Annotated in this window: 23 protein-coding genes; 16 read left to right on the top strand and 7 right to left on the bottom strand. The window is 62.0% G+C overall.

Annotated elements, in window-relative coordinates; all coding sequences use genetic code 11:
• The first annotated feature begins 43 nt into the window (after positions 1–43).
• Positions 44–1,195, top strand: coding sequence for a glycosyltransferase (locus NLF94_RS05715; RefSeq protein WP_254840506.1), 1,152 nt, complete (start codon positions 44–46; stop codon positions 1,193–1,195).
• A 36-nt stretch (positions 1,196–1,231) separates the two neighbouring features.
• On the opposite strand, the gene NLF94_RS05710 is transcribed toward NLF94_RS05715, so the two are convergent.
• Positions 1,232–2,122: an alkaline phosphatase family protein gene (locus tag NLF94_RS05710; RefSeq protein WP_254840505.1), complete on the bottom strand. Its 891-nt coding sequence runs from the start codon at positions 2,120–2,122 to the stop codon at positions 1,232–1,234.
• 32 nt (positions 2,123–2,154) lie between these two features.
• Positions 2,155–2,988: a DUF2334 domain-containing protein gene (locus NLF94_RS05705; protein ID WP_254840504.1), complete on the bottom strand. Its 834-nt coding sequence runs from the start codon at positions 2,986–2,988 to the stop codon at positions 2,155–2,157.
• Between the two features lie 196 nt (positions 2,989–3,184).
• Between NLF94_RS05705 and NLF94_RS05700 the strand changes: the two genes are divergently transcribed.
• Together NLF94_RS05700 and NLF94_RS05695 are read left to right on the top strand one after the other, a co-directional pair.
• Positions 3,185–4,015 carry a putative nucleotide-diphospho-sugar transferase gene (locus NLF94_RS05700; protein WP_254840503.1) on the top strand — a complete coding sequence of 277 codons (831 nt, stop codon included), beginning with the start codon at positions 3,185–3,187 and terminating at the stop codon, positions 4,013–4,015.
• Between the two features lie 60 nt (positions 4,016–4,075).
• Positions 4,076–4,840, top strand: coding sequence for a class I SAM-dependent methyltransferase (locus tag NLF94_RS05695; protein WP_254840502.1), 765 nt, complete (start codon positions 4,076–4,078; stop codon positions 4,838–4,840).
• 73 nt (positions 4,841–4,913) lie between these two features.
• Here NLF94_RS05695 and NLF94_RS05690 read toward each other — a convergent pair whose 3' ends face one another.
• Positions 4,914–6,731: an ABC transporter ATP-binding protein gene (locus tag NLF94_RS05690; protein ID WP_254840501.1), complete on the bottom strand. Its 1,818-nt coding sequence runs from the start codon at positions 6,729–6,731 to the stop codon at positions 4,914–4,916.
• Positions 6,732–7,326: 595 nt separating this feature from the next.
• Between NLF94_RS05690 and NLF94_RS05685 the strand changes: the two genes are divergently transcribed.
• The 4 genes from NLF94_RS05685 (at position 7,327) to NLF94_RS05670 (ending at position 9,664) form a co-directional block, all read left to right on the top strand.
• Complete coding sequence (locus NLF94_RS05685; protein ID WP_254840500.1) at positions 7,327–7,482, top strand: hypothetical protein; 156 nt, start codon at positions 7,327–7,329, stop codon at positions 7,480–7,482.
• 83 nt (positions 7,483–7,565) lie between these two features.
• Entirely contained in the window at positions 7,566–8,387 is an 822-nt protein-coding gene (locus NLF94_RS05680) for an undecaprenyl-diphosphate phosphatase (protein WP_254840499.1), read from the top strand.
• Positions 8,388–8,429: 42 nt separating this feature from the next.
• Positions 8,430–9,161, top strand: coding sequence for a DUF4330 family protein (locus tag NLF94_RS05675; RefSeq protein ID WP_254840498.1), 732 nt, complete (start codon positions 8,430–8,432; stop codon positions 9,159–9,161).
• On the top strand, positions 9,158–9,664 hold the full coding sequence (locus tag NLF94_RS05670) for a hypothetical protein (RefSeq protein ID WP_254840497.1): 507 nt from the start codon (positions 9,158–9,160) through the stop codon (positions 9,662–9,664). The genes NLF94_RS05675 and NLF94_RS05670 overlap by 4 nt, the downstream gene beginning before the upstream one ends.
• Here NLF94_RS05670 and glmS read toward each other — a convergent pair whose 3' ends face one another.
• The gene (gene glmS / locus NLF94_RS05665) at positions 9,665–11,461 is read right to left on the bottom strand and encodes a glutamine--fructose-6-phosphate transaminase (isomerizing) (protein ID WP_254840496.1); all 1,797 of its coding nucleotides are present in this window, start codon (positions 11,459–11,461) and stop codon (positions 9,665–9,667) included.
• Entirely contained in the window at positions 11,461–12,645 is a 1,185-nt protein-coding gene (locus NLF94_RS05660) for a sugar phosphate nucleotidyltransferase (protein ID WP_254840495.1), read from the bottom strand. Before NLF94_RS05660 ends, glmS begins: the two co-directional genes overlap by 1 nt.
• 248 nt (positions 12,646–12,893) lie before the next feature.
• Here NLF94_RS05660 and NLF94_RS05655 point away from each other — a divergent pair, with 248 nt between their 5' ends.
• The gene (locus NLF94_RS05655; RefSeq protein WP_254840494.1) at positions 12,894–13,094 is read left to right on the top strand and encodes a hypothetical protein; all 201 of its coding nucleotides are present in this window, start codon (positions 12,894–12,896) and stop codon (positions 13,092–13,094) included.
• Here NLF94_RS05655 and NLF94_RS05650 read toward each other — a convergent pair.
• A complete protein-coding gene (locus NLF94_RS05650) occupies positions 13,045–14,697 on the bottom strand; it encodes a spermidine synthase (protein WP_254840493.1) in 1,653 nt (550 codons plus the stop codon). The two genes, NLF94_RS05655 and NLF94_RS05650, sit on opposite strands and share 50 nt — an antisense overlap.
• A 209-nt stretch (positions 14,698–14,906) precedes the next feature.
• On the opposite strand from NLF94_RS05650, the gene NLF94_RS05645 reads away from it, so the two are divergent.
• The 8 genes from NLF94_RS05645 to cofG all read left to right on the top strand — a co-directional run bounded on the left by NLF94_RS05645 (position 14,907) and on the right by cofG (position 22,416).
• Complete coding sequence (locus NLF94_RS05645) at positions 14,907–16,139, top strand: tRNA pseudouridine(54/55) synthase Pus10 (RefSeq protein ID WP_254840492.1); 1,233 nt, start codon at positions 14,907–14,909, stop codon at positions 16,137–16,139.
• A gap of 144 nt (positions 16,140–16,283) precedes the next feature.
• The gene (locus tag NLF94_RS05640) at positions 16,284–16,841 is read left to right on the top strand and encodes a response regulator (RefSeq protein ID WP_254840491.1); all 558 of its coding nucleotides are present in this window, start codon (positions 16,284–16,286) and stop codon (positions 16,839–16,841) included.
• Between the two features lie 45 nt (positions 16,842–16,886).
• Positions 16,887–17,519 (top strand): ribonuclease HII, encoded by a 633-nt coding sequence (gene rnhB / locus NLF94_RS05635; RefSeq protein WP_254840490.1) that lies wholly within the window; start codon positions 16,887–16,889, stop codon positions 17,517–17,519.
• Positions 17,520–17,584: 65 nt separating this feature from the next.
• Positions 17,585–18,604 (top strand): complex I NDUFA9 subunit family protein, encoded by a 1,020-nt coding sequence (locus NLF94_RS05630; RefSeq protein WP_254840489.1) that lies wholly within the window; start codon positions 17,585–17,587, stop codon positions 18,602–18,604.
• Positions 18,605–18,759: 155 nt separating this feature from the next.
• Positions 18,760–19,929 carry a tubulin/FtsZ family protein gene (locus NLF94_RS05625; protein WP_254840488.1) on the top strand — a complete coding sequence of 390 codons (1,170 nt, stop codon included), beginning with the start codon at positions 18,760–18,762 and terminating at the stop codon, positions 19,927–19,929.
• Positions 19,919–20,677, top strand: coding sequence for a hypothetical protein (locus tag NLF94_RS05620; protein WP_254840487.1), 759 nt, complete (start codon positions 19,919–19,921; stop codon positions 20,675–20,677). The genes NLF94_RS05625 and NLF94_RS05620 overlap by 11 nt, the downstream gene beginning before the upstream one ends.
• Positions 20,678–21,286: a 2-phospho-L-lactate guanylyltransferase gene (gene cofC / locus NLF94_RS05615; RefSeq protein ID WP_254840486.1), complete on the top strand. Its 609-nt coding sequence runs from the start codon at positions 20,678–20,680 to the stop codon at positions 21,284–21,286.
• A gap of 47 nt (positions 21,287–21,333) precedes the next feature.
• Complete coding sequence (gene cofG, locus NLF94_RS05610; protein WP_254840485.1) at positions 21,334–22,416, top strand: 7,8-didemethyl-8-hydroxy-5-deazariboflavin synthase subunit CofG; 1,083 nt, start codon at positions 21,334–21,336, stop codon at positions 22,414–22,416.
• Positions 22,417–22,432: 16 nt separating this feature from the next.
• On the opposite strand, the gene NLF94_RS05605 is transcribed toward cofG, so the two are convergent.
• Positions 22,433–22,837: a hypothetical protein gene (locus tag NLF94_RS05605; RefSeq protein WP_254840484.1), complete on the bottom strand. Its 405-nt coding sequence runs from the start codon at positions 22,835–22,837 to the stop codon at positions 22,433–22,435.
• Positions 22,838–22,948 lie beyond the last annotated feature (111 nt).

Raw genomic sequence — 22,948 nt, 5'->3', positions numbered from 1 at the left:
TCGTACCAATAGAGTTATCGATGATCTACTCTCTCATACTCTTATGGAGGTGAGCGTATTCGGCTATGCTGATATTGGTTCGCAGCCTGGCCAGCCCCTAACATATCTTGGACGGGAACTAGATTCGGCTGGCATATTAAATACCGTTTACGCTCGTGGAATTGAGAAGTCGGTGGAATATAATGTATCTAAACCCATAATTGGCGGGAGAAAAATCCCTCGAGCACTTAGTGGTATAGGACGGCTTTCGTCAGGCTTTCCAGACAGATATGTTTCAGAGACTATATTCGATTATTTCTCTTCTGTTCTGGCTAAAAATGACTTTGCCGATTTACACTTTCATTACCAGCCCGGACTGATCAGGACAGTCGAATCAAACACCGCCTCGAAAACCCGGGTTATTGTACGAGGACCAACTGAACTGGTAAGTTCAAGTCTCAAACGGCGAATTAACGAAGCGGAGCGGGCCGGGATAGAGTTATCTACTGAACTCTGCTCCCACCGACGGGCTGAGCATCGTAGACAAACATTAAGTAAGGCTGATCATATAATAGCACTATCAAATTTCGTAAAGAGGTCATATGTACAGGCAGGTATAGATAAAAAGAAAATATCTGTAATCCCGCAAGGTGTAAATGTTGATGATTATCCCGAGAAATGTGAACCCAAATCCGGAGAATTCTCGGCTATCTATGTGGGTAGTATAAACTTGCTCAAGGGAATACGGTATTTGTTAATCGCATGGGATAAATTAGAGCTGGATAATAGTAAATTACTTTTATGTGGAAATATATCGGATAATATTAAGAAAGTCATTGAGAACCCCCCGAAGGATGTGGTCATGCCGGGACATGTTGACCCGCGTGAGTACTTATCAGAAGCTAATGTGTTCGTATTTCCGAGTTTATCTGAAGGGTTCCCAAAGGCTCCGCTAGAGGCGATGGCAGCAGGTCTTCCGGTTATCGTTACGACTAATTCTGGAATTAACGATGTTATTACTGATGGAGAAGAAGGATTTGTTATACCGCCAAGAGACCCTGAACTCTTAGCTAATAAGATTAGATATTTGAAAAATAATCCCGAAATTTGCAAACGAATGGGGGATTCTGCAATCGAAACTGCAGAAAGGTATTCGTGGAAACGGCACTCGAACCGAGTGGTAGACGTGATTAGAGATTTGAGCCACACTGAATAGTAGATGGTTATAAAATTTTGAAAATAAGCTAATCATTTAAAATGTATATCCCAAGTCTTTTAGATTAGATTTAATTTCTTTATCGTCGTACCCTTCATTCATACTACACCCAGCTGAGGTGATCTCTTTTCTAGCTCCGTTGTTTATTTTTAACCAGGGTATCTTTATTGTTGGTTTGTTGAAAATATGGCTGTGGTGTCCATAGTCTCGAAGGGGGATGTAATCATGACGTTCTCCAAGCATTTCGCCATGATCAGCTGTTACAACTGTCTTTCCCTGCAAGAATGATAAGAGATTTTTAACTTCCTCAAGAACAATTGATAAATTTTCTTCATAAGCATTCATTAATGTGTTCCGACTAACAGACGAGTCGGACATGACCGTGCTGATTGAGGATGAGGTCTGATTCAGTTGTTTCCCTGTCTCCCCGAGAAACGGATGATGTGGCTGAAGGTAGTGTATAATGAGTCTTTTTTGAGGGTGTTTGTTTGAATTTTGCTTGGCATAGCGTGTAACTGTAGAAGGATTGGCTACTTTCAGATCATCAAATGCGTAATCTATATCCCTGCTATCTCCTTGCAAATTCACAAACTTGTATATTTCTGAATTAATTTGCCCTTTCAATTTTAAGTACCAGCTATTGGCACCGATATAGACTGTATCAAGCATTTTTTTCCCAAAAAAATTGTTCCTAATGAAATCACGGGTTGTTGACGAATTTGAGTACTTATAGGTACAATTTGCATTAATGTCGTTAATTTTCTTAAATTTGTCATACCGACAGGCGTCCAGAATTATCAAATTGTCCCAATCTTCTTCTATGATATTAATTGATTTTGGGTGGCAATTACGAAGATAGCCTCTGGTGTGACCTATCCTGTTGAGCTCTCTTGCAATCTTTTTCGGATTTTTAGCCGCTTGCAACATCTGAGACGGATTATACATAGTTAAATGTCCAATTATTTACCAGTAATAAAACTCTTCAATTGCATACTTGACTGAGAGGTGTTCAACAATTCTCTTATTGATACTGGCTCTACTTCGTGATCGATCGCGTACCTGAGTACCTGCCTTAGCTTCTTACGTCCTTCCTTTGAAAGTGCTGCTGCATGAGCTGAAACACAGAATACCCCATCGTTTTTATAAACATAATCAAACGATTTCTTTATTTCTTTCATATTTGAATTTTCATTTATTCTGTGACAGTAAACTTCTTGATGAGTCCCATAGTCGAGAGGGAATGGGTATCGGTATTGACGGCCCTTCTGTAGATAGAAACTAAGAAGTTGTCCGTACGTAGTAATCCACTGAGGACTCATCTGTAATTCTCTTGGGCGTGGTCCCCGTCCTCTTGCCACATTAAGTCCCTCATGTGCAATAGCTTTCAGGCCTCTATTTGAGAGCCTAACGTGTGGAGGGACAAATACGTCTATCTCTATATCAAATCCGTCACTAAGAATTTCTACACCATGTGCGGTTTTTTCTTTTAGTTTTCCACCACTAACGTATTCAGGTTTATCATTTGGTGTATTATGATGGTACCCATGAAGTGCAACTTCGAACCTGCCGCATTTAATTTGGTGTTGTATAAATTCAACTAGACTTCGGTTTTCTGTAATTTTTCGATTTGTTTCTGTATCTTCAATATCGATCACTACATCCGCATCTGCCGCCACATTCGGGACACAGGCTAACGTGATTGGAATGTCATCCCAAAATTCTTCATATACTTCCCGTAGAGTTGATGGTGAGGTGTAGAAACAGGTATCATCGTCCCGGACAGCTAATTTCATGGCAGATTAGTATCTATTGTTGTCATCGTAGACTGTTATCATTTATCATTATTATGATTTCGTGTTTGCCTGTGTTTTGCGCTACAACGCTACTGGTAAAATAACGATTCGACTGTTGTTGTCTGTTGAATATATCTGCAAACTGCGCTTCTATGATTAGTGAACACTCATTATCAATGCACCCTCTAATATAGACATGACCCGAGGAGTTGTATATATCTGTGCAGCAGACCAATTACTTGCCGAAGCTGAGCTCTCAGCTTATTCTGTTCGAGAATCAAACCCAGATCTTACTATTGGAATTATAACCGATGACACTTCTGAAGTATCAGATGTGTTTGATTTGAGTATCGAAACTTCCTTATCGGGTTCCTTCGCTGATAAACCGGGCGCGTTGGAGTTGCCATTTGATCGATCTTTGTACATGGATACAGATATTTGGGTTGATGGCGATTTAGACCCGGTGTTCGAAATCCTAGATCAATTTGATATAGCTGCTGTTCATAACCATGATAATTACAGCCGGATGGCTTATGAAAATCCAGATGTACCCAAAACCTTCCCGGAATACAATACAGGGATTATAGCATTCAAAAAGTCACTTAATGTTAAATCATTTATTGACCGGTGGAAAAGAACGTATCAGGAACGGACAAATCTTCGGCCAGGTGATCAGCCAAGTTTCAGACATACCCTATATCATAGTGACTTGCGAGTCGCTACATTACCTCCCGAATATAATTGCAAATTTAGGTATCCTGGATTGGCGGTAGGGCAAATCATTTGTTTCCATGGTAGAATATTAGACGTCAGTTCTGAAGGTGCTGTCGAACAATACTCTATTGAAGAAGCACGAAACACCCTAAACAATCAAACTATTGCTCGTTCATTTGCGCCCAATGGAACCGGGGGTTACAATGTTATCCACAGCAGAACGTACGCAAATAAAATTAGAACTCGGTATAAAAACGAAGGAATCACCGGAGTAGTCAAAGGAGTTCTGGAGCAACTATCCAAGTTGAAATAAATATGTCCTCGTAAACACGATCCCGATAAGTAAATGTGCAAGTGCTCTTTTTGATTGACTATGATGATTGATAAAGTCAGAAGAACTTTGCCCCATTCGCTTAGATATAGACTAAAGCGCACACATATTGGTCAAATATACTACAGCGAACCCGTACAGCGATACCGGGGCAAATACACCCGCTTGGAAACACTCTCGTTCTGCAGCGATTATGGCGATTTTACGCTTGAAGTTCCAAAGTCTGCAGGGCTAATATCGGAGCGGAGTCCCTGTCTCTACGAACCCGGCTTAGTCGACCGATTAATCGAATTACTGGATTCGGAGAGTCATTTTTTAGATGTCGGGGCAGGTTACGGGTACAATTGCAAGTTAGCCCTCCTTGCTGGCGTCCCTCCAAATCAAATTGTCTTGGTGGAAGCCTCACCATTCCGTTCCGAGATACTAAAAAGAAATGTGCCGAAAGAGGTGGAAGTGATAGAAGCGTTCATAGATTCTGGGTCAGAAGATGGGGCGTGTCTGAACGAAATTTTCGAAAATAGAATACTACCGAATGTTGTAACAATAGATATAGAAGGACAAGAATTTGAAGCAGTCAAGGGTGCCACATCATTGCTGGAGTCGGAAACTACTTTTTTAATTGAGCTCCATCCAGAAAAGCTTCAAGGGGGAAAACATTGGACGGAGCTCCAAGATTTCTTGCAGACACATGGATATGATCTTCAAATTCAGAATCACCGAGAGAATTCTCAGTGGAAGTCTCTGAATAATGACCTTGTCATGGATAATTCAACTGATTCTCCCACAGCTCTTGTCGAAGCGACGTGACTTGCCCGAGATTATTTCAGAAAATGATGTTATATTTCTATTTTGGAGTAAAATCCTATCTTGGGTATAGTAACTAATCAGATAGTTCTTCCCCTGTTTGTAAACCATGTAATGTTGAATATTTCCCACCTTCCTCGATCAGCTCTCCATGTTTGCCTGATTCTTTCACTTTCCCATCTATAATTGTGAATATGTTGTCTGAATTTTGTATGCTTGAGAATACATGAGAAACTGCGACAATAGCATAATCCTCTTGCATCTCTATAATGGCTTTGTGAACTTGCTTTTCTAAATTCGAGTCTAGATCGCTTGTTGCTTCATCCAGAATTAATATATCTGCATCCTTAATCAAGGCACGAGCTAAAGCAACGCGTTGCCGTTGTCCTCCAGACAACCGAACACCGTTGTCCCCTATTTGCGAATCGTACCCGTTGGGTAATTGATCAAGAAACTCGTTGATTTTGGCAATACAGGCGACCCTGTTTAATTCCGCGTCGGAAACGTCCCGGTTTCCGATAGTGAGGTTATACCTCAAGGTGTCGTTGAAGATGAATGGGTCTTGGCGAACTACTGAGACCTTCGAGCGCCACTCCTGTATGTCCATCTTGTGTATCGGTCTGCCGTTGATCCGTATCGCTCCGGAGTCGGGTTCGTACATCCGCACCAGCATCGAGACGATGGTAGATTTTCCCGCGCCGGACTCTCCCACAAATCCGATGAAATCGCCCTTATCGAACTCGAAGGATACTCCCTTCAGGGCTTCTTCATCCTGCCCCCTGTAGGAGAACCGGATATCGTCGAACTCCACGGTCCGTACTTCTTCCGGTACTGGTTCTGAGGCAGCCGTCGGCTCGGAATTCCGCTTGAGGTCGTTGATGAACGTTTGAGTCCGGACGAGATGCGGAAGGTGGTTCTCGATACGGTAAAACTTCGAGTTCAGGCTGCTGGCTTTCGGTCCGAGCCGGAACATCGCGAATAGAAAGACCCCGAGTGCGCCGAGCGAAAGGTTCGCGAACGTGATCGCGACGAAAATCAATAGAAAGACTGAAACCGCGGTCAGGAGGTTATAGAAATTCTGTATAATCTCCTCGTTGCGACGCTGTCTGATTAGTGAAGTCGCATATTGGTTGACTGACGTTTGGAAATCGTTGAATAGCTCGCCCTTCAGCCCAAATAGCTTCGTATCTCGGATTCCTTGGGTCCCTGCTTGAGCCGCTTCCTGGACCCGCTCGTTGGCGTCGGCGACCCTATCGCCGAGGGAGTAGCCCGATTCGATAGCGACTCGGAATAGTACCGCAAACCCCCCGAGGAAGACGATGGAAAAAAATGCCAGCCACGGTGCGATAACGAGCGCAACCACGAGGTACATAAATGCAAGGAGCCCCTGCTCAACAAAGTTGATGACGTACCGTATCGTCCGTCCGGCGTACTCCGCCTGCGTCACGATGGCGTTGAGTATATCGTCGGAGCCCTCCTGGTCGAAGTACTCGATTCGAGCATCCAGGGCGTTGTCGAACGCCCGTTCCTGAAGCTCTCGGGTGTAATCGATGGCAAGCGCACTCCGGAGCCACCTGACGAGAAACGTCGTCGTCCACCGAACTGTCAACACGAGGCTCACACCGGCGACGACGAACCCGAGCGTGAACGGAATGCCGAGGAACTGGTAGACCCGAACGAACCCAAGCAGTATCCCGTCGGCCTGCTGCGCCGGATTCCCGGGCGACTGCACGATCTCGACGATAGGCAAAATGAACCCCAGTCCGACTCCCTCGAGTAGCGCCGCGAAGACGCCCCCGGCGACGATGCCAGCTGTGAGCGTCGGCCTGTACCGGGCGACCCGCACCAGCGCCCGAAATTGCTCGCGCCGGCTGACGTCCTCGCCGTCACTCATCGAAGGTGTCTTTCCCCTCTCGCCGTTTATACGCGTTGGTCCACTCGGAATCTGTGTACATCCCCGAATCTTTGCCTCGCCGTCTCATCCTCGCCGAGCGGGCTGTTAGGGTGGCGAACGGCTCCGTACACTCACGCTCACGTCCGAACGATTTCCTCTCACCGCCAGCGTACGCCCCTCAGAGAACCGATGTCTGGAATCCGGGCGTTTCGAGCGCCTCCTCCCCTGAACTGGTTCAGACTCGTTCTTCCAATATCCGGGATACACCCGACAGAGCGGGGGTGTATCGACGTTTCGAGGGACTCGGATGCGCTCCACCCTGGACGAGAGTCGGAGCATCAGAGCTTCTGGACGAACAATGACCCTTCGAACGGACAGTACAAGGCGTACGCGCACGAGAGCTGGTACTTTTGCGGAAGGCAAAACGATTGTACAATTCGAGATAGGTGTGCGAGACGGCACAACGAAGCGGTTTAGGTCTCAGTGGAATCCGCTTTCATCGTGCGCCGCCACCCACTACGTCGCTTTCCCGAGCTATTTCACGAACTGAAAACGCCCGGCCGCATATATATTCCCGAGACGCATCCCTCCTTGCATGGCCGACCGATGTGAGAACTGTAGAGCCTCCGACGCCGAACCGCGGGAGCTTCTGACCCGCAACGACGACTCCGACGAGGTGTACCTCTGTGACTCGTGTTACAGCGCCCTCGAGGAGGAGTTCGTCTGGGGCGACGAGGCGACCCACGGGTAGCGCCGGACGGACGATAGAGAGACTGGAGACGACCACCGCCGCGAACCACCGCCGTTTTCTCCCCACCCGCCAGACTTCCGGACGTGCTCTGGTCGGACCTGGCGGTCGCGCTGCTGGTGGGCCTCGTACAGGGCGTCCTCGAGTGGCTGCCCGTCTCCAGCCAGGGCAACGTGGCGCTTCTCCTCACGCTCGTCACCGACGTCGACCCGGCGGTCGCCGTCGATCTCGCACTCTTCGTCCAGGTGGGGACGCTGTTCTCGGCGACGGCGTACTACCGGGCCGACATCGCGGCGGCGCTTGAGACCACCCCAACGTGGCGGCCCGAGACCGCTTACGAAGCGGAACACGCTGACCTCACCTTCCTCGTGGTCGCAAGCGCCGCGACCGGGGTCGTCGGGATTCCGGCCTACTTCGCGTTCCGGGAGACGGTCGCCGGCCTCGCCGGCGGCGTCTTCCTCGCCGTCGTCGGCGGCCTCCTGGTGTTGACGGGGCTGCTCCAGCGGGCAGGTGACTCGCTCGCCTTCGCCGGCAGGGAGACGCCCACCTTCGGCGACACGCTCCTCGTCGGCGCCCTGCAGGGACTCGCGGTCCTGCCCGGCGTCTCCCGCTCGGGGACGACCGTCTCGGTGCTGTTGCTCCGCGGCTACGAGGGGCCGGCCTCGCTTCGGCTCTCCTTTCTGCTCTCGATCCCGGCCAGTCTGGGGGCCGCCCTCCTCGTCATCTTCACCTCGGGGGGCGTCCCCGGAATCGCACCGGCGACGGCCGCCGTCGCGCTGGCGACCAGCGCCGTCGTCGGCTACCTCACCATCGACGCCCTGGTGCGGTTCGTCGAGCGGGTGCCCTTCTGGGCGGTCTGTGTCGTTCTCGGCGGGCTGGCGGTCGTCGGGGGCGTCGCTCTCGGGTGACGAGCGAAACTGGTTAGTGACTCCCCCCGGAGTTCCGCCCGAATGGAACTCCTCGACGAGGAGGGGCGGCTGTTCGGCGCGGTCAACGTCGTCGACGCCCTGGTGGTCGTCTTCGCGCTCGCGGTCGTCGTCGCCGGCGCGGCGCTGGTCTTCGGCGGTGGCGACGACGCCTCGGGCGAGACGATGCACGTAACGCTCGTCTCGGAGAACGCCTCCGCGACCGCGCTGGAGGCCGGCGAGGTCGGACTCGAATCGGGAACCCTGGCTGGCACCGGCCGGGACGCGACCGCGACCGTCACCGACGTCTACCGGACCGCCGGTCCCCGCGTCTACCTGCGGGTCGCTCTGGAGGGCAGCAGGACCGACGACGAGTTCAGGTACGAGGACGAACCGGTTCGTCTCGGCGACCGGGTCGTCGTCGCCGACGACACCGCGAGGGCGACCACGCGCCTCGTCGAGCGGGACGTCGACCGGACGTTCTCGCCGACGACGACGCCGGTCACCGTCGCAACGACGGTCCGCCGGCCGGTCGCCGACGCCGTCGCGGCCGGCGACGAGGTGACCGTCGGCTCCACCGCCGTCGCCACCGTCACCGACGTCGAGGCGACGGCGCGCAACGACAGCCACACCGACCTCCGGGTCACGCTCGACCTCCGGACGCGGACGGTCGACGGTACGCCCCACTACGGCGGCCGGCCGGTGCGTCTCGGGCGGGAACTCGGCGTCGGGACGGACGACTACGAGTTCGAGGGGGCGGTCGTCGACCGCGAATGAGCGACGGACTCGCGGACCGGCTCACGACCGCGCTCGATGACTCGGCCCTCGTCAGTGCCGCGCGACACGTCGAGACCACGCTCTCGAGGTGGGCCGACGGCTCCCGAATCGTCGGCTGGCTGCTGGCCGAGCCGGACCCCGGGGTAGTGGTCGTCGACCTCCGGGAGACCTACACCGTCGGGCCGCTCCTCCGGGCGCTGGAGCGGGGGACCCGGGCGGCCGAGGCGGTCGGTTTGACCGACGCCGCCGCGTGGCTGTCGGCACGCTTCGCAGCCGAACCGCTGCGGGCCTCCGGGGTGGTGCTGGCCGCGCTCGCACTCGTCGGCGTCGTCTCGACCGTCGCCCTCGGGGGAAACGGGACCCTCGGCGGCTGGCTCCTCGCGCTCGGCGTCGGTCTGCTGGTCTCGCGGGAGCGGCGCTCGGCGGAGGAACTCGGGGAGACGCGCGTCGGGGCCGCGCTGCGGGCCGTTTTCGAGCCGCCGGAGCCGCCCGACCGCCGCTGACTACTCGACGGTGACGCTCTTTGCGAGGTTGCGCGGCTTGTCGATGGAGCGGCCCAGTTTCGCCGCGGTGTGGTAGGCGACCAGCTGGAGCTGGATGTTCGCCAGGATGGCCGCGGCCCTCGGGTGGGTCTCGGGCACCTCCAGGACGTGGTTCGCGTACCGCTCGACGTCGGACTGGCCGTCGGTCACGGCGACGACGGGCGCGTCGCGGGCCTCGACCTCTTTCACGTTGCCGACGGTCTTGCGGGCGAGTTCGCCGTCGCCGATGACGTTCGCGATGACCGGCGTGTCGGGCGTCACCAGGGCGAGCGTCCCGTGCTTGAGTTCGCCGGCCGCGAAGCCCTCGGCGTGCTTGTAGGTGATCTCCTTCATCTTCAGCGCGCCCTCCATGGCGACGGGGTAGTTCAGCGCCCGGCCGATGAAGAAGTAGGCGTCGCTGTCGAGGTAGGTCTCGCCGACGGCCTCGGCGTCGGTCTCGTCGAGAATCGCCTGGACGTCGCTCGGGAGGTCCCGCAGCGCCGCGATGAGGTCGCGGTCGACGGGACCGGGCGAGAGGTGCTGGGTCAGCAGGTTCAGCGCGGTCTGCTGGCCGGCGAAGGTCTTGGTCGCGGCGACGCCGATTTCGGGACCGGACCGGATGTAGCAGACGTGGTCGCACTCGCGGGCCATCGTCGAGCCGACGGTGTTCGTCACGGCGAGCGTCTCGGCGCCGCGGCGCTGGGCTTCCCGGGTTGCCGCCAGCGTGTCTGCGGTCTCGCCGCTCTGGGAGACGCCGATGACCGTCGCGTCCTCCGTCGGCGGCGGCGAGGTGGCGTACTCGTGGGAGAGGAACGCCTGGGCGGGCACGCCGTCGTCGCGGAGCAGTTGGGCGCCGTAGACGGCGGCGTGGTAGCTGGTGCCCGCCGCGACCAGGTGGGCCCGCTCGAGGTCGAGGTCGTCGAGTTCCTCCAGCGTGACGCTGCCGCCGAGTTCGTCGACGCGACCCTGGAGACACTGCCGGAGCGCGCGCGGCTGTTCGTGGATCTCCTTGAGCATGAAGTGATCGTAGCCGCTCTTGCCGGTGTCCTCGGGGTCCCAGTCGACGGTGTCGACGGTCTTCTCCCGGAGGGTGCCGTCGACGTCGGAGACCGACCAGCCGTCGGCGGTCAGTCGGGCGAACTCGCCGTCCTCGAGGTAGACGACCCGGTCGGTGAACTCTCGGAATGCGGGCACGTCGCTGGCGAGGTAGGTCGCGTCGTCGCCGATGCCCAAGACGAGCGGCGAGTCGTTGCGCGCGACGAAGACGGCCTCGGTGCCCTCGACGACGCAGGCCAGCGCGAAACTGCCCTCCAGCCGCGCGACGGCGTCCCGGAAGGCGGCCTCGGGGTCGCGGCCGGCCTCCAGACTCGCCTCGACGAGGTGGGGCACGACCTCGGTGTCGGTGTCGCTGTCGAACTCGTGGCCCGACTCGGCCAGTTCGTCCCGCAGCGACTGGTAGTTCTCGATGATGCCGTTATGGACGACCGCCACCCGCTTCGTGCAGTCCTGGTGGGGGTGGGCGTTGTCGTCGGTCGGCGGGCCGTGCGTGCTCCAGCGGGTGTGGCCGATGCCGACCGTCCCCGCCAGGTCCGCCCGCTCCTCGACGGCCGCCTCGAGGGCGTCCAGTTTCCCGGCCTTCTTTGCGACGCGCAGGCTGCCGTCGCCGACCAGGGCGACGCCGGCCGAGTCGTAGCCCCGGTACTCCAGTTTCGAGAGGCCGTGCAACAGCGTCGACAGCGTCCCGTCGCCGCATCCGACACAGCCGATGATGCCACACATCAGCGGACCACCTCCGCGTCGTTGGGGACGGTGCCGGAGAGGTGGACGCCGTCGTCGACGTCGGTGCCAGCGCCGACGAGCGTCCCGGGCGCGAACGTGACGCCGCCGCCGACGGTCGCGCGGTCGGCCAGGACGGCTCCGAGCGCCTGGTCCTCGAAGACACGGGACCCGACGCGGACGTCGCCGGGACCGCCGGAGACGACCGACCCGGCGCCGACGGTGACGTCCTGGCCGGCGACGCAGTCGACGAGCGTCGCGCCGTCGCCGACCCGACAGTCCGTGTCCAGAACGACGTTCCGGAGCGTGGCGTTGGCGCCCACGGTCCCGTTCCGGCCGACGGTGACGTCGGGACCGATGACCGCGCCGGCGGCGATCTCGGCGTCGGGACCGACCGCGACCGGCGGCTGGAGCGTGGCGGCCTCGTGGACGCGGGCGCTGTCGGCGACCCAGACCGACCCGTTCCGGAGCGGCCGCTCGATGCGCCCCCGCGAGAGCAGTTCCCGGTTCAGGTACAGCAGGTCCCACGGGTAGGTGGCGTCGGCCCACAGGCCGTCCGTCCGGACGGCGCGGACGTCGCCGTCGCCCATCAGCGTCCCGATGACGTCGGGCAACTGGAGCTCTCCGTCCCGGCGGGCCGTCCGGTCGATGGCGTCGAAGACCCGCTCGTCGAAGGCGTAGACGCCGGCGTTGATGAGCCGGTAGTCGTCGCTGTCGGGCCGCTCGACGAGTTCGGTCAGGCGGCCGTTCTCGACGCGGACCGCGCCGTACCCCGAGGGCGTCGGGTGCTCGAGCACGCTGACGGTCGGTTCGCCCTCGAATCCGCCGAGGACGTCCGAGACGATGCGCTCGTCGATGACGCGGTCGCCGTTGAGCACGAGCGTCGGCCCCTCGACCTCCCCGGCGGCCTGCTGGAGCGCGTGGCCGCTGCCGAGCTGTTTGCGCTGGTGGACGTACGTGAGCGGGACGTCCCGGTGGGCGTGCCCGAAGTGGTCCTGCACCCGGTCGCGCTCGTAGCCGACGACCAGACAGATGCGTTCGAGTCCACACTCGACGAGTACGTTCAGGACGTGCTCCAGAATCGGGCGGTCCGCGGCGGGAAGCATCGTCTTCGGCCGGTTATGTGTCAGTGGTCGCATCCGGGTCCCCTCCCCGGCGGCGAGAACGACCCCTGTGGTGACGTCCATACTCATCGCTCTCCCTCTGGGAAAATGAAACTGTTGGCAGGTGATACTCGTAGCATTCGACGCGAGTAGGAACGAACGTCGGGATATATTGATAAAAACCGACTAATCTCGGCTCGATTACCGTCAGACGGTGCATAATTAAATCCTTGTCAGGTACCGAGGGCTCGCAGTCGGCGTTCGGGCGACACCGTCCCGGTGATTGGCTCCGCCGCCGACACACCCAGGAATCCCCGGCCCGTAACGGGCGTATGTCCGGCGAGGAGTACCCGAAAGAGCCGCCGGCGGACGTGCCGGCGGAGCACCGCGAGCGGGCCCGCGAACTCCAGTTGCAGTTGCTCGTCCTGGAGGCCCGTCTGGAGTCGGCGAACTTCGAGGACGAGGAGGCCTACCGGCGGGCCATCAACGAGCGGCGGGCGGAACTGGCGGCGTTGCGGGACGGGGACGGGTAGCCGACGACCGACCCGCCGCCCCGATCTGGACGGGCGCCGATACCGCCCGTCCGTCGGCGGTTTCGGTGTCGTTGGTCCGCTCGACGACGTACCGCCGGCCGACCATCGGGTCCAGAAGAGCGTCGACCGGCGCGTAGTCGTCGCGCAGGACCGGGGCGTCGTCGTCGGGCGCCTCGTGGCGGTAGGCGGCGACCTCGCTCTCGAGGTCCAGTCCGACGTCCCGGCGTTCGTTGCGCTCCCGGAGGGTCGTCTCCGTCACTCGCCGGTCGTTCTTCGTGGCCACGATTTCGATGTTCTGGACGACGGCCCCCTCGCTTGTCGGGAACGAGTACACCTGCGGGAAGACCCGCGAGACCGTGCGGTGCTCCGCGCGGTAGAACTTCGAGGCGGGACCGGTCGGCGCCGAGATGAGGTTCGCCACGAGGATGCCGTCCGCCGAGAGCCGCTCGTTTACGAGCCGCATGAACTCAACGGTCGTCAGGTGGAACGGCACCTTGTCCTTCTTGTACGCGTCGAGGACGATGACGTCGTAGGTGCGGTCGGTGTCCCGGAGATACCGGCGGCCGTCCCGGTTGTAGACGTTCAGCCGGTCGGACTCCGGGACCCGGAAGTACTGCCTGGCGACCCGGATGACCTCGGGGTCGATTTCGACGACGTCGACCGTGGCGTCGTACTCCTCGAGGAACCGCTTCGGTCCCGAGAAGCCGCCGCCGCCGACGAACAGCACCCGGTCGATGTCGTCGGGGTCGTCGGCGAACAGGTACGGCAGATGGAAGTACCTGGTGTAGTCGAAGACGTGCCGGGTCGGCGACGCACGGTCCATCGCGCTGTGTCGCTGGCCGTCGAGGTACAGCGTCCGCGTGTCCCCCAGATCGACCACGCGGAGCTCCTGGTACTCCGTCTGCGTCTCGTAGACCACGTTCCCCTCGACGGAGACGCCGGCCACGCCGGTTCCGATGGCGGCCGTCAGGAGGAGGACGGTCCCCAGCACCGACCCCAGGGTCTCCCGGGACGGGTCGGGCCAGGCCAGCAGGGCGGCCGTTCCGACCAGCAGGACGCCGAACAGGAAGCCGATGGCGTCCGTCCCCAGGGCGGGTACCAGCGCGTAGGTCGTCCCGAAGGCGCCGACGATGCTGCCGACCGTCCCGACCGCGTAGACGTGCCCCGAGGCCTCGCCAGTGCCCGTCTTGTCGGACAGTTCGGCGGCGTAGGGGCTGACGAAGCCGAGCAGGTAGGTCGGCGGCCCGAACAGGAGCACGACGGCCGGCAGCGAGGCGGCCCGGCCGGGGAACGGCAACGCGACGGTCGACCGCAACAGGAGTTCGCCGGCGAACACCAGTCCGGCGACGTAGACGGCCGTCCAGACGAAAAGCCGGATCAGGTGTCCGGTGTCGGCCCGCCGACTCGCCAGCTTCCCGCCGCGGTAGTACCCGAGGCTCAGCGCCGCCAGGAACACGCCGATGATGGTCCCCCAGGTGTAGATGCTGCTGCCGAACTGCGGGGCGATCAGCCGCCCGGCCAGTATCTCCAGGCCCATGCTCGCAACCCCGGAGACGAACACCGCCAGTTCCGCCCTGCTGACCGACCGCACCGCCCGCTTCATCGCCGGCCGTCGGCGCGCGTCGCACGCCGCCGGTCGTGTCCGCCTCCCGGTTCCCGCCGATCCGGTTCGGCTCCCGAACGCGTGTGACCCATACACACGATAGGTGCCCGGCCCAGTTGAATCACGGGGGCCGTCGCGCGCTGCCCGCGCGCCAGTCCTCGCCGCGGCGGATGGCAAGCGTGTTACCGTCGGAACACCGACCTCCGACAATGAGCCTCATCGACGACGCCCGCGCGTTGCTCGAGTCGGGCCCGCTGTGTGACTCCTGTCTCGGCCGCCCCGTCGCCGACCGGAGTTTCGGGCTGACGAACGCCGAACGGGGGCGGGCGCTCCGGACCGTCGTCGCGCTGGCCGACGACGAGCCCTTCGAGGAGCCCGACGCGGAGTGCTGGGTCTGCGAGGGCGTCTGCTCGCGGTTCGACGAGTTGGCCGACCGGCTGGTCGAGGCGCTGGGCGACACCGAACTGTACACCTACCAGGTCGGCACCCGGGTGCCGCCGCTGCTCGAGGAGAACGACCGCCTGCTTCGAGAGGGCGCGGGTCTCGACCCCGACGCCGGCGAGGAGCTGAAGACCGAACTGAACCGCGAGGTCGGCCGGCGCGTCGGCGCACGGCTCGGCGCCGAGGTCGACTTCCGGCGACCCGACGTCCAGTTCCTGCTGGACCTGGAGGCCGACGCCGTCGAACTCCAGCGCAACTCCGTGACCGTCTACGGCCGCTACCGGAAACTGGAGCGCGGCATCCCCCAGACCGAGTGGGACACCTACGACGAGAGCGTCGAGGAACTCGTCGCGCCGCCCTTCCTGAACGCCTTCCGGGGGACCGAGGCCGTCTTCCACGGCGCGGGCCGCGAGGACGTCGACGCCCTGATGCTCGGGGGCGGCCGGCCGTTCGTCCTCGAAGTGAAAGAGCCCCGACGGCGGGACGCCGACCTCGCGGAACTGGCCGCCCAGGTCGACGGCGAGAAGGTGGCCGTCGAGGACCTCGCGTTCGTCAGCTACGAGATGATAGAGCGGGTCAAGGAGCACGACGCCACGAAGACCTACCGCGCGACGGTCGCCTTCGACGAACCGGTTTCCGACGAGGCGTTCGAGACGGCGCTCGACGCCCTCGAGGGGGCTACCGTCGAACAGCGGACGCCGCACCGCGTCGACCACCGCCGCGCCGACCTGGTCCGCGAGCGGGAGGTACTCTCGGTCGACGCCGAACTCGAAGACGAGTACACCGCCGTCGTCGACGTCCACGGCGAGGGGGGTCTCTACATCAAGGAACTCGTGAGCGGCGACGAGGGGCGGACCGAGCCCAGCCTGGCGGGCGAACTCGGCGTCGGCGCGACGGTGACCGCCCTCGACGTCCTCGATGTCGAGGGCGTCTCGGGACCGTTTTTGACCGACGAGTACCGGCGCGACCGGGCGGGCGAGCCGGCCCGCGCCCCGGAGTGACCGGCGGTCCACCGGACGCTCCCGCCGACGAAACCCGCAGCAACGGCGCGGTTACCGAATAAATATCGGCCGTTCGATCCTCTATCCAACCGGGGGTTTATTATCGTCGTCCGTCCTAGGGGGCAACGAGTCGTCCCACAGGACATGAGCAAAGACGTCATCCTCGTCGTCGAGGACGAGCCCGAACTCGCGAACCTGTACAGCGGCTGGCTCGCCGAGAAGTACCCCGTCCGGGTCGCAAACGACGGCCCGGAGGCCCTAGAGGAGTTCGACGAGGACGTCGAGGTCGTCCTTCTCGACCGCGAGTTGCCCGGCATGAACGGCAGCGCGGTCCTCTCGATGCTCCGCGACCGGGGCGCCGACTGCCAGGTAGCGATGGTCACCGCCGTCGAGCCCGAGATGGACGTCGTCGAGATGGGCTTCGACGCCTACGTCACCAAACCCGTCCGCGAGGACGAACTGTTCGAACTCGTCGACCACCTGCTCCACCGGCGGGTCTACGACGAGAACGTCCGCAAGCTCTTTGCGGCCATCTCGAAACAGATCGCCCTCGAAAACGAGTACTCCCGGGAGGAACTGGCGGACGACCCCCAGTACCAGTACCTGCTGGCCGAGATCGAGAAACTGCGCGACGAGACCGCCGACCTCGCCGAGCAGTTCGACGACGAGAACTTCCGTACTGCGCTGTCCTCGCTGCAGTAACGGCGCGAGCGCAACCTTTTCGAGCCGCACGCGACACCACGGAGCATGGAGTTCGGCGTCGACGAGGCGGGGAAGGGACCGGTGCTCGGGTCGATGTTCGCCGCGGCGGTGCGGGCGCCCCGGGCGGCGCTGCCGGCGGGCCTCGACGACTCCAAGCGACTGTCCGACGACCGCCGCGAACGGCTGGCCGACCGTCTCCACGACGACGACCGGGTGGCCGTCGGCCTCGCCGAGATACCGCCGGAACGCATCGACGCCGGCAACATGAACGACCTCACGGTCGCGGCTCACGCCGAGGCGCTGGCGGCGGTCGCCGAGTCGGGCGACGCCGGTCTCTGTGACGCGGGCGACGTCGACGCCGACCGCTTCGCCGCCCGCGTCGAAGCACGGACCGGGACCGACGTCGCGGTCGACGCACGGCACGGCGCCGACGGCGACGACGACCTGGTCGCGGCCGCGAGCGTCGTGGCAAAGAGCGCCCGCGAGGCTCACGTCGCCGCACTCGAAGCGGAGTACGGGGCGGTCGGCAGCGGCTACCCGAGCGATCCGACGACCCGGGCGTTCCTCCGCGAGCACCTCGCCGAAACCGGCGACCTCCCGGCGTGTGCGCGGCGGTCGTGGTCGACCTGCGAGGACCTCCGTGCGGCCGCAGAGCAGTCCGCCCTCGAGGAGTTCTGACGGGTAGCCGGCGGCCGTTGCCTCGCCACGACGTTTTAAGTCGGCGCCGCGAGTAGCGTTTTTATATGCGAATCCTGGTCGTCGGCGGGTCCGGCTTCATCGGTACGGCGCTGTGTGAGGAACTCCACGGGCGGGGTCACGAGGTGACCGCGCTCGCACGGCACCCCGAGGAGGCCGATCTGCCGTCCGGCGTCGAGCGGGTCATGGGCGACGTGACTGCCTACGACTCCATCGAGGCCCACTTCGAGGGGCAGGACGCCGTGGTCAACCTGGTGGCGCTGTCGCCGCTGTTCCGGCCCGCGGGCGGTAACGAGGCCCACTTCGCCGTCCACCGCGACGGCACCGAGAACGTCGTCCGGGCCGCCGAGGCCCACGGCGTCGGCCGACTCGTCCAGATGAGCGCGCTGGGCGCCGATCCCGACGGCGACACCGCCTACATCCGTTCGAAGGGACTCGCGGAGGCCATCGTCCGGGAGTCCGACCTCGAGTGGACGATGTTCCGGCCCTCGGTCGTCTTCGGGGACGGCGGCGAGTTCATCCCGTACACGAAACAGCTGGCGACGCCCTATCTCACGCCGCTGCCGGGCGGCGGCAAGACGCGGTTCCAGCCGATATGGGTCGGCGACCTCGTGCCGATGCTCGCCGACGCCGTCGAGGGGGCCGCTCCCGACGACGAACCGGCGGACGACGCCGAACTCGACGAGGAATTGACGCCAGCGATCCGACGGATCGGCGACGGCGACGAGAACCCGCACGCCGGCCGAATCTACGAGATCGGCGGCCCGGAGGTGCTGACGCTCGCGGAGGTGGCCCGCCTGGCTCACGGCGCCGACGGCAAGCCCGTGGACGTGGTGTCGATCCCGATGCCGCTGGCAAAAATCGGTCTCTCCACCCTGGACCACGTTCCCGGGGGTGTCCTCGATGCGCTGCCCGGCGTTCCGCGGATGGGCTCGGACCAGTACCGCTCGTTGCAGTTCGACAACACCACCGACGACAACGACGTGGCCGCATTCGGCGTCGAGGTCTCCGCGTTGCGGACCGTCGCCGAGTACCTCGGCGTCGACCCCGACGAACTCGAGGACTGACGAGCGGGCCGCCCGGCTGTCGCCGCCGTCGTGCTCGTTGTTCCGTTCCGCCTGCAGGTCCCCGTCGTCCCGCCGCCGCCGGGCGTCGTTCGGGCGTCGGACGCCGGCCGAAAGCTTATCCTTCCAGTGGACGGCTACCCTGCGTAAGCAAGCCCATGAAACTAGCAATGATAGGCTTCGGGCAGGCCGGCGGGAAGATTCTCGACCGGTTCCTCGAGTACGACACCACCCGTGGGACGGGTATCGTCGGCCACGCCGTCGCCGTGAACACGGCGAAGGCGGACCTGATGGGCCTCGATTACGTCCCCGAGGAGAACCGCGTACTCATCGGGCAGTCGGTGGTGAAGGGCCACGGCGCCGGCACCGAACCCGAACTCGGCGAGCGGTGTACCCGCGAGGACATGGAGGAGATCCAGTCCGCCATCGACCGGATGACCACGAGCGAGATCGACGCCTTCCTCATCATGGCCGGACTGGGCGGCGGCACCGGCAGCGGCGGCGCACCGCTGCTCGCCCAGCACCTCCAGCGGCTCTACGTCGAACCCGTCTACGGGCTCGGCATCCTCCCCGCCAAAGACGAGGGCGGCATCTACAACCGCAACGCCGCCAAGTCCTTCCAGAACTTCGTCGAGGAGGTCGACAACATGCTGGCGTTCGACAACGACGCCTTCAAGACCGGCGGCGAGAGCCTCCAGGAGGGCTACACCGAGATCAACGCCGAGATAGTCTCCCGGTTCGGCGCTCTCTTTTCGGCCGGCGAGGTCGAGGCGCTGGGCGACGAGGTCGCCGAAAGCGTCGTCGACGCCTCAGAGATAATCAACACCCTCGGCGACCACGGGATCACCTCCATCGGCTACGCCAGCGAGGAGGTCGAGACCCGCGACAGCGGCCTCCTCGACCGGCTCCGCGGCGGCAATCGGGACGACGGCATCTCGAGTGCCGGCGACGACACCAACCGCATCACATCGCTGGTCCGGAAGGCGACGCTCGGCAAACTGACCCTCCAGTGTGAGGTCGACTCCACCGAACGGGCGCTGCTCCTGGTGTCCGGACCGCCGGAGGCGCTCAACCGGAAGGGGATCGACAAGGCGCGCAAGTGGCTCGAGGAGTCCACCGACTGCATGGAGGTCCGGGCGGGCGACTACCCGCTCCCCAACGAGGACCGCGTCGCGGCCATCGTCGTCCTCTCCGGCGTGACGGACGTGCCGCGGGTCCGGGAGATGCAGCGGCTGGCCATCGAGGCCGAGGAGAACGTCGAGAAACTCCGCGCCTCGAGCAAGGACGACCTCGACAGTCTCATCGAATACGGTGACGATGAGGAGTAAGGTTCCCCTCTCGGTCCTCCTCGCCGCCCTCCTCGCGGCGTCGGTACTCGCCGGCCCCGTCGCGGCCGTCGACAGCGGGCCGATGGATGCCCCCGAGGAGTCCGAAGTCGGCTCGGAGTTCGACGCGACCTACGAGCTGACCGACCTCTTCACCGACTTCGAGCGGTGGACGCTGGTCGGCGAGACCGAGATAGAAAGCGTCACCTGGACCGTCACGCAGTACGACCAGGCGGGCAATCAGGTCGCCCAGGAGTCCTACGACGGCCAGGAGTTCTCCCAGGAAATCGACATCGAGAGCGGCGTGAGCCGCGTCGAGGTGCGGATCACCGGCACCACGCCCGCCTTCGAGACGCCGAACTACGACCCGCCACAGCGGTTCTCCGCCGCCTCGTTCACGCTGAACAGACAGGGCGGCACCCAGCAGGACATCGCCAGCTACGAGACCCACCACTTCACTCAGGAGAGCCGCTCGGCCCGTCAGGACATCGACGAGGCGAGCGAGGTCGTCGGACAGTCCAGTAACGACGGGAGCCAGGAGACGCTCCAGCGGGCCATCTCCGCCTACAACGCGGGCAACTACGACAACGCCAACCAGCTCGCCGAGGAGGCCGAAAACGAGGCCCAGCAGAGCCAGCGCAACAGAACGCTCCTGCTGTACGGCGGCGCGGCCGTCGTCGTGGGCCTTCTCATCGGTGTTGGCTTCTACGTCTACCAGTCCCGCAAGCAGGGTCCCAGCCGACTGCGGTAGATGGAGGTTCTCGTCCCGTTCGCGGCCGACGAACCGAAGACGCGACTCGGCGACGCCCTCGAACCGGACGAGCGTGCGGCCTTCGCCCGCGCGATGCTTCTCGACGTCTGTGAGGCAGTCGCCGAGGCCGACGGTGAGCCGACGGTGCTCTCGACGGCACCCGTCGAGACGTCCTGGCCGACCGTCGTCGACGACCGGCCGCTCACCGACGCGGTCAACGCCCACCTCGATCCGCCGACGGCGGTCGTGATGGCGGACCTGGCGCTCGCCACGCCGGCCGCACTGACGCGGCTCTTCGAGACCGACGGCGACGTCGTCGTCGCGCCCGGCCTGGGCGGCGGTACCAACGCGGCCGTCGTCCGTCACGACGGCTTCGCCTTCGACTACCACGGCGTCTCGATTCGGGACCACCGGCGGCGGGCCCGCGATGCCGGCGCCGACCTCGCGACCGTCGACTCGTTCCGACTCGCCGTCGACGTCGACGAGACGCGGGACCTCGTCGAACTGCTGTTGCACGGCGGGGGCCGGTCCCGGGCGTGGCTAACAGAGGCCGGCTTCGAGGTCGAGACCACCGACGGCCGGGTCACCGCGCGGCGAACGGGGCCGTAACCGCCACTGTCGAGCGATTTAATTCCCCCGGGACACACCGTTTCGCTGTGTTCGGAGGGGAGGCCTACGGCGTCGAGGTGTCGGTCGAGGAGTCGGACGTCGAGCGCCTGCTTTCGGTGACGCCCGACGACGTCACTGCTGCACCCGAACTCTCCTTCGCCCGGAACGTCTTCGTCCCGCTGACGACGGCGTGCCGGTACACCTGCACCTACTGTACCTACTACGACCCGCCCGGGGAGGCCTCACTGCTGGCCCCCGAGGAGGTCCGGCGGATCTGCGAACGCGGCGCCGACGCTGGCTGTACGGAGGCGCTTTTCACGTTCGGCGACGACCCCGACGACCGCTACGAGGCGATTCACGACCAGCTCGAGGCGTGGGGTCACGACTCGATTCACTCCTACCTGCGGTCGGCCTGCGAGATCGCGCTGGACTGCGGTCTGCTCCCCCACGCGAACCCGGGCGACCAGACCCGCGAGCAGATGGAACTGGTCGCCGACGTCAACGCCTCGATGGGCGTGATGCTGGAGACGACGGCCGACGTCCGCGCCCACGCCGGCACCAGACGCAAGGAGCCGGGACAGCGCCTTGCGACCATCGCAACCGCGGGCGAACTCGGGGTGCCGTTCACGACCGGCATCCTCGTCGGCGTGGGCGAAACCTGGCGCGACCGGGCGGAGTCGGTCCTGGCCATCCGGGACCTCCACGAGCGGTACGGCCACGTCCAGGAGGTCATCGTCCAGCCGGTCGCCGAGAACGAGCGCTGGCGGAACGGGTCACCGAGCCTCGAGACGATGCGGCGCGTGACCGCGATGGCACGCACGGGACTCCCCGACGAGATAAGCGTCCAGTCGCCGCCGAACCTCGCGCCCGTCCGGGACCTGCTGGACTGCGGCGTCGACGACCTCGGCGGCGTCTCGCCGGTCACCGACGACCACATCAACCCCGACTACGCCTGGCCCGAACTGCGGGAATTGGAGGAGATCGCCGAGACGGGCGGGGTCCCCCTGGTCGAGCGGCTCCCGGTCCACGAGAGATACGTCGAAGAGGGCTGGCTCTCGTCGCGCATCGAGAGCGAACTCGCGGCCGATTCCGTGCCCGGCCGGCGCTACCGGGCGGTGCTCGGGGCGTAGGAGCCCAGGCGTTCCCTCAGTTCTCGGGATCCGGTTCTCCCATAATCTTGGTTTCCGGAATCGGTCCGGGGGTCCCGTGGATGACAAATATCTTGTCGGTCCCGTCCGGATTCCGGAGGTCGGCACGGGCCGGCACGTCATCGACGATGACGTGCAGCCTGATGACCTCGGAGACGCTGACCTGCTCCAAGTCCATCGCTTCCCCGTATTTGGTTCCGACTCGTTGGCTGACCCACTCTCCGAGCCCTTCCTCCGTCTCGAAGGCCCAGTGGAACGTTTTGGGTTCGCTTTTGTGGTTGATCAGTGAGTACTCGTAGGTTTCGAGCGGGACGGCGTCGGTCCCGTTACCCAACCCGACACAGCCGCCGAGGCCGGCCAGCAGCATCGATCCGCCCGCCAGTACCGCTCTCCGCTCGGGCATAATTGCTGATTCGAGAGTCTGATAATAAGCTTTCTCCCGCTGTCGTGGGCGTCACACTGAGAGACGCTGTCGGTCGCCCGCGAACTCTCGGAGCGACGCATCGGGACGGAG

Origin of the sequence: Natronomonas marina, from assembly GCF_024298905.1 — an archaeon.
In the GTDB taxonomy this organism is placed as follows: domain Archaea; phylum Halobacteriota; class Halobacteria; order Halobacteriales; family Haloarculaceae; genus Natronomonas; species Natronomonas marina.
This window is presented reverse-complemented; position numbering and strand designations above follow the sequence as displayed.

Bases quoted from the DNA above. Each gene is read 5' to 3' on its own strand.
- NLF94_RS05715 (WP_254840506.1), top strand. From the start codon at position 44: ATGGAGGTGAGCGTATTCGGCTATGCTGATATTGGTTCGCAGCCTGGC.
- NLF94_RS05710 (WP_254840505.1), bottom strand. From the start codon at position 2,122: ATGTTGCAAGCGGCTAAAAATCCGAAAAAGATTGCAAGAGAGCTCAAC.
- NLF94_RS05705 (WP_254840504.1), bottom strand. From the start codon at position 2,988: ATGAAATTAGCTGTCCGGGACGATGATACCTGTTTCTACACCTCACCA.
- NLF94_RS05700 (WP_254840503.1), top strand. From the start codon at position 3,185: ATGACCCGAGGAGTTGTATATATCTGTGCAGCAGACCAATTACTTGCC.
- NLF94_RS05695 (WP_254840502.1), top strand. From the start codon at position 4,076: ATGATGATTGATAAAGTCAGAAGAACTTTGCCCCATTCGCTTAGATAT.
- NLF94_RS05690 (WP_254840501.1), bottom strand. From the start codon at position 6,731: ATGAGTGACGGCGAGGACGTCAGCCGGCGCGAGCAATTTCGGGCGCTG.
- NLF94_RS05685 (WP_254840500.1), top strand. From the start codon at position 7,327: ATGGCCGACCGATGTGAGAACTGTAGAGCCTCCGACGCCGAACCGCGG.
- NLF94_RS05675 (WP_254840498.1), top strand. From the start codon at position 8,430: ATGGAACTCCTCGACGAGGAGGGGCGGCTGTTCGGCGCGGTCAACGTC.
- NLF94_RS05670 (WP_254840497.1), top strand. From the start codon at position 9,158: ATGAGCGACGGACTCGCGGACCGGCTCACGACCGCGCTCGATGACTCG.
- glmS (WP_254840496.1), bottom strand. From the start codon at position 11,461: ATGTGTGGCATCATCGGCTGTGTCGGATGCGGCGACGGGACGCTGTCG.
- NLF94_RS05660 (WP_254840495.1), bottom strand. From the start codon at position 12,645: ATGGACGTCACCACAGGGGTCGTTCTCGCCGCCGGGGAGGGGACCCGG.
- NLF94_RS05655 (WP_254840494.1), top strand. From the start codon at position 12,894: ATGTCCGGCGAGGAGTACCCGAAAGAGCCGCCGGCGGACGTGCCGGCG.
- NLF94_RS05650 (WP_254840493.1), bottom strand. From the start codon at position 14,697: ATGAAGCGGGCGGTGCGGTCGGTCAGCAGGGCGGAACTGGCGGTGTTC.
- NLF94_RS05645 (WP_254840492.1), top strand. From the start codon at position 14,907: ATGAGCCTCATCGACGACGCCCGCGCGTTGCTCGAGTCGGGCCCGCTG.
- NLF94_RS05640 (WP_254840491.1), top strand. From the start codon at position 16,284: ATGAGCAAAGACGTCATCCTCGTCGTCGAGGACGAGCCCGAACTCGCG.
- rnhB (WP_254840490.1), top strand. From the start codon at position 16,887: ATGGAGTTCGGCGTCGACGAGGCGGGGAAGGGACCGGTGCTCGGGTCG.
- NLF94_RS05630 (WP_254840489.1), top strand. From the start codon at position 17,585: ATGCGAATCCTGGTCGTCGGCGGGTCCGGCTTCATCGGTACGGCGCTG.
- NLF94_RS05625 (WP_254840488.1), top strand. From the start codon at position 18,760: ATGAAACTAGCAATGATAGGCTTCGGGCAGGCCGGCGGGAAGATTCTC.
- NLF94_RS05620 (WP_254840487.1), top strand. From the start codon at position 19,919: ATGAGGAGTAAGGTTCCCCTCTCGGTCCTCCTCGCCGCCCTCCTCGCG.
- cofC (WP_254840486.1), top strand. From the start codon at position 20,678: ATGGAGGTTCTCGTCCCGTTCGCGGCCGACGAACCGAAGACGCGACTC.
- NLF94_RS05605 (WP_254840484.1), bottom strand. From the start codon at position 22,837: ATGCCCGAGCGGAGAGCGGTACTGGCGGGCGGATCGATGCTGCTGGCC.